Consider the following 7,273-nt stretch of genomic DNA (forward strand, 5'->3'; position numbering starts at 1 on the left):
AGATCGGGTTCATCTTCCAGAGCTTCAACCTGATCGCCCGTACCTCGGCCGTGTCGAACGTCGAGCTGCCGCTGGCCTATGCCGGAGTGTCCGCCCGGGAGCGCCGACGCCGCGCCCTTGCGGCCCTCGACACGGTGGGGCTGGCCAACCGGGTGGACCACACCTCGGCGCAGCTCTCCGGTGGACAGCAGCAGCGGGTGGCGATCGCGCGGGCGATCGTCGGTGAACCCGTGCTGCTGCTGGCCGATGAACCCACCGGCGCGCTGGACAGTCACAGTACCGGCGAGGTGCTCGCCCTGTTCGACCAGCTCTCCGCCGCGGGTCGCACCGTGGTGGTGATCACCCACGAGGCGGACGTTGCCGCCCGCGCCAAGCGGGTGCTGCGGATGCGCGACGGCCGCATCGTCTCGGACGAACGTACCGTGCCGGTCGACTCGCTCCCCCCGGGCCTGGTCGGTCACCCAGCCGAGAAGGCGTCATGAGCATCTCTGAAGGCGCGAAGTTCGCCTGGCGTGGCGTCACTGCCAACAAGGCCCGCTCCGCGCTCACCATGCTCGGGGTGATGATCGGGGTCGCCGCGGTCATCATCCTGGTCGCGGTCGGTACCGGCGCGAGCCGTAGCGTCACCGACACCCTCGACTCCCTGGGCACCAACACTCTCACCGTCACCCCTGGCAGTGGCAGTGGCTTCGGGTTCGGGATCAGTCGCGGCGCCGGAAGCGCGAGCGGTGCAGGCGAGTCCGGGACGGCCATCCGGCAGGCCAACCTGACGATGGCCGACGCCGCGGCACTGGCCGACCCGGCCCTGGCGCCGGACGTCCGCCACGTGGCCCCGGTGGTCAGCGCCAACGCGGTGACGGCCACCCTGGCCGGTGCTTCGCACACGGTCGGCACCACCGTCGGCACCACCCCCACCTACCTGACCATCAGCAACGACACGGTCACGCACGGCCGGGTGTTCAGCCAGTCCGACTTCGACTCCCACTCCCGGGTTCTCCTGGTCGGACCAACCGTGGCGAAGGGGCTGGTCGGCGGCGACGGCACCGCTCTCCTCGATCGGGTGGTCCGCCTCAACGGCAAGGAGTTCACCGTCATCGGCCTCCTCCAGGGCAAGGGGTCCTCGGGCATCCAGAATTCCGATGACCGGATTCTCGCGCCCGCGACCGCCGTTCAGGATCACCTGTCGGGCTACGGGAACCTGAACAGCATCTCCGGTCAGGCCACCGCCGCCGAGACCGTCGATGCCGCCCAGGCCCAGATCGAGGCCGTGCTCGACGCCCGCCACCGCACCACCGCCGATGACCGCGACTTCAGCGTGACCAACTCGGCCACCTTCCTGGACGCCGCCAGCTCGATCACCGGAATCTTCACCACCCTGCTGGGCGCGATCGCGGGCATCTCGCTGCTCGTCGGAGGTATCGGGGTGATGAACATCATGCTCGTCACCGTGACCGAGCGCACCCGCGAGATCGGCATCCGCAAGGCGATCGGGGCAGGCAGGGCCGACATCACCTTCCAGTTCATGCTGGAGGCGGTCATCCTGTCCGTCCTGGGTGGGATCGCCGGCATCGCGTTCAGCTACCTGGTCGTCCAGATCGAGGTCGCCGGTTTCCGCGCCGTCATCGAGCCCTACTCCGTCGCGCTCGCCTTCGGTTTCGCGCTCGCCGTCGGCCTGTTCTTCGGCATCTATCCCGCCACGCGGGCCGCCTCGCTTCACCCCATCGACGCACTGCGCTACGAGTAGGCCCCAGAAAGGACACCGTCGTGACCAACGCCGCCACACCGGACGAGATCACCCAACCCCTGGCCGACAACGGCTTCGCCTTCGATGAGCAACCCCTGGACGGCACGACGGACGGTCAGGAGACCGACGACGACCTCGACCCCGAGTTCCAGCCGCGCCACCGTACCCGGACTCCCTGGCTCACCCGAGTCCTGATCTGGGTGGCGGTGTTACTGGCCGGTTTCGTGGCCGGGGTTATAGTCGACCGGGTTCTCGGTGGCTGAGTCACCCGGACGCCGCCGTTGCCCGGACGCGGTCGTCACCCGCGGTCGAGCCTTCCCGTCGAAAACGTGTTCCGTCAGCCTGGTCGGCGACCAGGAACCTGCCAGTGCCGAGGAGAACCGATCATGAACTGGGTACCGACCGAGCGCGCCGCGCTCGCCGAGGCGTTCGCGGCCAGCGACCCCACCGCCCCGACCCTGTGCGAGGGCTGGAACGCCGGCCGCCTGCTCGCGCACCTGGTGATGCGCGAGCACAGTCTCTTCGGCACGGTCGCCGACCTCGCCAGCCAGCGTCCGCCCGGCCGGGAGAAGCACCTCTCCCGACTTGCCGGCACCACTGCGACCAGCCAGGGCTACGCCGCGCTGATCCAGCGGTTCGCGGACGGCCCGCCCCGCTGGTCGCCGATGAGTTGGGCCGGTGAGGCGCTCAACCTGACCGAGTACGTCATCCATCACGAGGATCTCCGCCGCGGCACCGGCGTCCTGCCCGCCCCCCGGGAGTTACCGCGGGAGGAGGGCCAGGCGATCCTGAAGCGGCTGCCGCTGTTCGCGCGGATGGCCTATCGCCGCACCCCGGTGGAGGTGGCCCTGGTCACCGCCGACGGCGACCGGTTGGTGGTCAAGAAGGGCACCGACCGGGTCGAGATCGTCGGCACCCCGGTCGAGCTCGCGCTCTACGTCAGCGGACGCCAGCGGGCCGCCGACGTCCAGCTCAACGGCACGCGTCACGCCGTCGACGCCTTCCTCGCCTCGGCCGATCCCCACGCTGCGCAATGAGGACCACGAAAGCGCGCACCCGCCCGCATCCCGGAGGAGCAGCCGGGCCCAGGCGGTTTGCGCGCAACACCGGCGACAGCCCTTCCCACCCGGATCGGGACGCCCTTCAACCCTATTGATGGCGGCGGCGACCTGGTGTACGTTCACACCAACGCGCGTGATGCGCCAGCCATCGGGATTGTGACTCACGGCAAAACCCGAGGCGTGGGCCTGGTCCGATGGGGGACCGGCTTTTTCCACGTCGAGCTGCCGAGGTGATCATGACCAACACATCGCTTGCGGACTCCCTTCGGGGTGGTCTGGTGGTGTCCTGCCAAGCCCTTCCGGGCGAACCCCTGTTTGTTGAAGCCGGCGGCGTGATGCCCCTGATGGCCCGCGCGGCCGAACGTGCCGGCGCAGTCGGGATCCGGTCGAACTCCGCCCGGGATGTGCGCGAGATCAAGGCGGAGGTGACATTGCCGGTCATCGGGCTGATCAAGCAGGAGTATCCGCCCTACGAGCCGTACATCACCGTGACCATGGCCGAGGTCGATGAACTCGTGGCCGCCGGCGCGGACGTCGTCGCGCTGGATTGCACCCTCCGCGAACGCCCCGACGGGCTCACGCCGGGCGAGTTCGTCGCCCAGATCCGGGCGGCGCATCCGGGGCTTCCGCTGATGGCCGACATCGCCACCTACGAGGAGGGGATGGCCGCGGCTGCCGCGGGAGTCGACTTCGTGGGCACGACGATGAGTGGGTACACGCCCCAGTCCGAGGGCGCACCGGCGCCCAACTTCGACCTGGTGCAGCGCCTCGCGGCGGACGCCGGCGTCCCGGTGATCGCCGAGGGCCGGATCCGGACCCCTCAGGAGGCGCGACGGATGATCGACCTCGGCGCGTTCTGCGTGGTGGTCGGCGGCGCCATCACCCGTCCGCTCGAGATCGCGACCGGCTTCGTCGAAGCCCTTCGCTGACTTCCCGCGCCGCGTGGTCGCGGCCTGCTCCGACACCTGACCATCCCCCGGGCTCGTGAACGAGTCCGCCTACCCGAAAGAGACCCATGTTCAAGATGCTGCAGAAGGTCGGAAAGTCCTTCATGCTGCCGATCGCCATCCTCCCGGCGGCCGGCCTGCTCCTCGGAATCGGCGGAGCATTCTCCAACCCCAACACCATCGCCGCCTTCCCGGCGCTGGACAACCCCGTCATGCAGGGCATCTTCGGCGTCATGGCCGCAGCCGGCAACGTCGTGTTCGCCAACCTGGCGCTGCTGCTGTCCATCGGCCTGTGCATCGGTCTCGCCAAGCGCGACAAGGGCACAGCGGCGCTGGCCGGCGTCACCGGCTACCTGGTCATGGTGGGGACGATCAACGCGCTCCTGGCCCTCACCAACCCCGAGGGGAGCATTGACACCGGCGTCGTGGGATCGCTGGTGATCGGCGCCGTCGCGGTCTGGCTCCACAACCGCTACTACAACATCCAGCTGCCTGCGTTCCTCGGGTTCTTCGGCGGATCCCGCTTCGTCCCGATCGTCACCGCCTTCGCGGCGATCTTCGTCGGTGCGATGTTCTTCGTCATCTGGCCGCCGGTGCAGGACGCCCTGGTCGCTGCCGGCACCGCGATCGCAGGGATGGGACCCATCGGAACGTTCTTCTACGGCTTCCTGCTGCGACTCTCCGGCGCGGCCGGCCTGCATCACATCATCTATCCGATGTTCTGGTACACCCCGCTGGGCGGCACGGAGATCGTGGCCGGCGTCGAGGTGGTGGGTGCCCAGACCATCTTCTTCGCCCAGCTCGCCGATCCCAACCACGTGGGCATGTTCACCGAGGGGACCCGCTTCTTCGCCGGTCGCTTCGGCACCATGATGTTCGGCCTGCCGGGAGCCTGCCTGGCGATGTGGCACTGCGTGCCGAAGGATCGCCGCGCCAAGTACACCGGCGTGTTCGCGTCGGTGGCGCTGACCTCCTTCGTGACCGGGATCACCGAGCCGATCGAGTTCATGTTCCTGTTCGTCGCCCCGTGGCTCTACGTCATCCACGCGTTCTTCGACGGCGTCTCGTTCTACGTCGCCGACGTGCTGAACATCAACATCGGCAACACCTTCTCAGGTGGGGTCATCGACTTCACCTTGTTCGGCATCATGCAGGGTCACGACCGTACCCACTGGATGTACGTGCTCATCGTCGGGCCGATCTGGTTCGCGCTGTACTACTTCTCGTTCCGGTTCCTGATCAACCGATTCAAGGTCGCCACTCCGGGTCATCTGGAGGACACGCTGGTCGCCGACGAGGCCGAGACCGCCGCCGTCGGCGGTGCGCCGTCCGGAGATTCGGCGGGCCAGAGCGATGTGGAGAAGGAAGCCGCGACGATCCTGGTCGCCCTGGGCGGACCGGAGAACGTTGAGGATGTGGACGCCTGCATCACCCGGCTGCGCGTGGCGGTCAAGGATCCGGCGAAGGTCGACAAGGATCTCCTCAAACGAGTCGGCGCGGTCGACGTCTTCGAGGTCAGCGGCGGCGTCCAGGCGGTGTACGGAGCCAAGGCGATCCTGTACAAGCACGCGATCAACGAGTCGCTCGGGATCGTTGACTGAGGCGACCGCGTGAGGTTGGATTAGGCTCACCACTGGCGGCCCGGCGTGCCGTCGACCGGCGCGCCGGCCTCCTGCCCCCGAGCCGGGCAGAGGAGGGAGGGCACGGTGTCTGCGACTGTCACGATCCGACGGATCTACAACAACAACGTCGTCCTCGGGGTGGACGCGACCGGGGTCGAGGTCGTCCTGCTGGGCAAGGGCATCGGCTTCCAGCGCAAGCCAGGGGAGGAAGTCGACGCGACCGGCAGCCGGCGCTTCTGGGCGGAAGGCCACTACAAGGCGGCGATGGTGGCGGACCTGTTCAGCGACGCGACCGCCGAGGAGATCGAGGTCGCTCAGGCCATCGCCGAACTCGCCCACGAGGAACTCAGCACCAAGGCCTCCGATGCGCTTCTGCTCCACGTGCTGGACCATCTTCTCTACGCGCTGCGTCGTGCGAGGCAGGGGACGATGATCGACTTCCCGCTCCGCTGGGAGGTCGGGCAGCTCTACCCGGATGAGGCCGAAGTCGGACGCCGAGCCGTGCTGCTGGTGAACGAGCGGCTCGGGGTGTCGCTTCAGGAGGACGAGTGGGTCGCCTTCGCGCTGCACTTCATCAATCAGCAATGGGTCGGCGGCGACCTGGGCAAGACCCTGGCCATGACCGAGGCCATCAGCCAGACGTTCACCCTCCTCGCCGAGCGGTGGAACACCCCCATCGACCGGCACTCCCGCAGCGCCGCTCGATTCGTCACGCATCTGCGCTACCTCTTCGCCCGCTTGGGCGAGGATCGGCAGGTCACAACCTCGGGGATCGACGTCATGGCCGCGGTTCTGGAGGCCGATCCCGGTGCTGCCGACGTGGCCGTGGAGATCGGACAGCTGATTGCGGCCCATGCCGCTCGCGACCTCACTCCTGAAGAGGTCGCGTACCTGGCGTTGCATGCCAGTCGGCTCTATGCGGAGGTGAAGCCGCCCCGCTGAGGTGGTGCCCGCGGCCACGCTCCCGGCGGCGGTGGACGGACCAGAACTTGCCCGAGATCAGAGTTGCTCAACCTAGGAGTTGCCATGGAGATTGTCATTTGTCCGAACGAGAACATCGTGGGTCAGGTCGCTGCCGGGGTCGTGGCTCAAGTGGCGCGTCGAGTCGGTCCGTCCATCGTCCTGGGGGTGGCGACGGGGTCGTCGCCGCTGGTGCTGTACCGGGAGTTGGCGCGGTTGGTGACGGCGGGAGAGATCGATCTGTCGGAGGCGTCCGCGTTCGCATTGGACGAGTACGTGGGTCTGCCGCCGGGTCACCCGGAGTCCTATGCGGACGTGGTGCGGCGGACCGTGACCGAGCCCCTGGGGTTGGATCCGGCACGGGTGCACACCCCGGACCGGCGGCCACTCTCAACCCGGCGCGCTACCTGGGCCTCACCGGTGTCGGGGAACTCGGCCCCGGAGCCTGGGCGGACGCGGTGGTCTTCGGCCCGGACTGGTCGGTCGAACAGGTGATGTACCGCGGCGCCTGGCTCGCGGACTGAGCGCTCGGCTTCGCCCTGGTTCGGCTCGGCTGACCGGACCATCCCGCGACGCAAATCTGCGTAGAGACAGCGGCGGGCCGGCGTGTTCGGATAGTTCTGTCCCGACGCGATCACTCGTGCCAGAGACCGAGCGGGGGTGCGACATGATCTTCGAACCACTGACCATCAACGGCGTCACGTTGCCGAATCCGTGCACGCGACTGCCGGCTGGGGAACTCGTAATCGAAAGCCATGAGTCACGGCGTGGGCCAGGAAGTGGTCTCCACCGCACCCGTCCGGGGCCGTCCGCGGGCGTCGCCCAATCGGGTGGACCGGCTATTCACGACCATGTACGGACACTCCCGGACCCCTCTGTGCCCAACTGCTAAGCGGGTTTCGGGGTTAACCCGATCGCGAGTTCAAATCTCGCCACCTC

The 7,273-nt window shown here is 68.2% G+C and carries 7 protein-coding genes; all 7 read left to right on the forward strand.

Annotated elements, in window-relative coordinates:
• A partial coding sequence (locus tag Q0066_RS12690) for an ABC transporter ATP-binding protein (RefSeq protein WP_298133431.1) occupies positions 1 to 482 on the forward strand: 482 nt, incomplete at its 5' end.
• Positions 479 to 1,744 (forward strand): ABC transporter permease, encoded by a 1,266-nt coding sequence (locus Q0066_RS12695; protein WP_298133433.1) that lies wholly within the window; start codon positions 479 to 481, stop codon positions 1,742 to 1,744. The genes Q0066_RS12690 and Q0066_RS12695, both read left to right, overlap by 4 nt.
• Before the next feature lie 20 nt (positions 1,745 to 1,764).
• Positions 1,765 to 2,007 (forward strand): hypothetical protein, encoded by a 243-nt coding sequence (locus Q0066_RS12700; protein ID WP_298133435.1) that lies wholly within the window; start codon positions 1,765 to 1,767, stop codon positions 2,005 to 2,007.
• Between the two features lie 123 nt (positions 2,008 to 2,130).
• Positions 2,131 to 2,781, forward strand: a complete 651-nt coding sequence (locus Q0066_RS12705) for a TIGR03085 family metal-binding protein (RefSeq protein WP_298133437.1) — start codon at positions 2,131 to 2,133, stop codon at positions 2,779 to 2,781.
• Between the two features lie 260 nt (positions 2,782 to 3,041).
• The gene (locus Q0066_RS12710) at positions 3,042 to 3,734 is read left to right on the forward strand and encodes an N-acetylmannosamine-6-phosphate 2-epimerase (protein WP_298133439.1); all 693 of its coding nucleotides are present in this window, start codon (positions 3,042 to 3,044) and stop codon (positions 3,732 to 3,734) included.
• A gap of 86 nt (positions 3,735 to 3,820) precedes the next feature.
• Positions 3,821 to 5,353 carry a PTS transporter subunit EIIC gene (locus tag Q0066_RS12715; RefSeq protein WP_298133441.1) on the forward strand — a complete coding sequence of 511 codons (1,533 nt, stop codon included), beginning with the start codon at positions 3,821 to 3,823 and terminating at the stop codon, positions 5,351 to 5,353.
• Between the two features lie 45 nt (positions 5,354 to 5,398).
• Positions 5,399 to 6,316: a PRD domain-containing protein gene (locus Q0066_RS12720; protein ID WP_298133443.1), complete on the forward strand. Its 918-nt coding sequence runs from the start codon at positions 5,399 to 5,401 to the stop codon at positions 6,314 to 6,316.
• The last annotated feature ends 957 nt before the right edge of the window (positions 6,317 to 7,273 follow it).

The organism is Micropruina sp. (assembly GCF_027492755.1).
In the GTDB taxonomy this organism is placed as follows: Bacteria; Actinomycetota; Actinomycetes; order Propionibacteriales; family Propionibacteriaceae; genus Micropruina.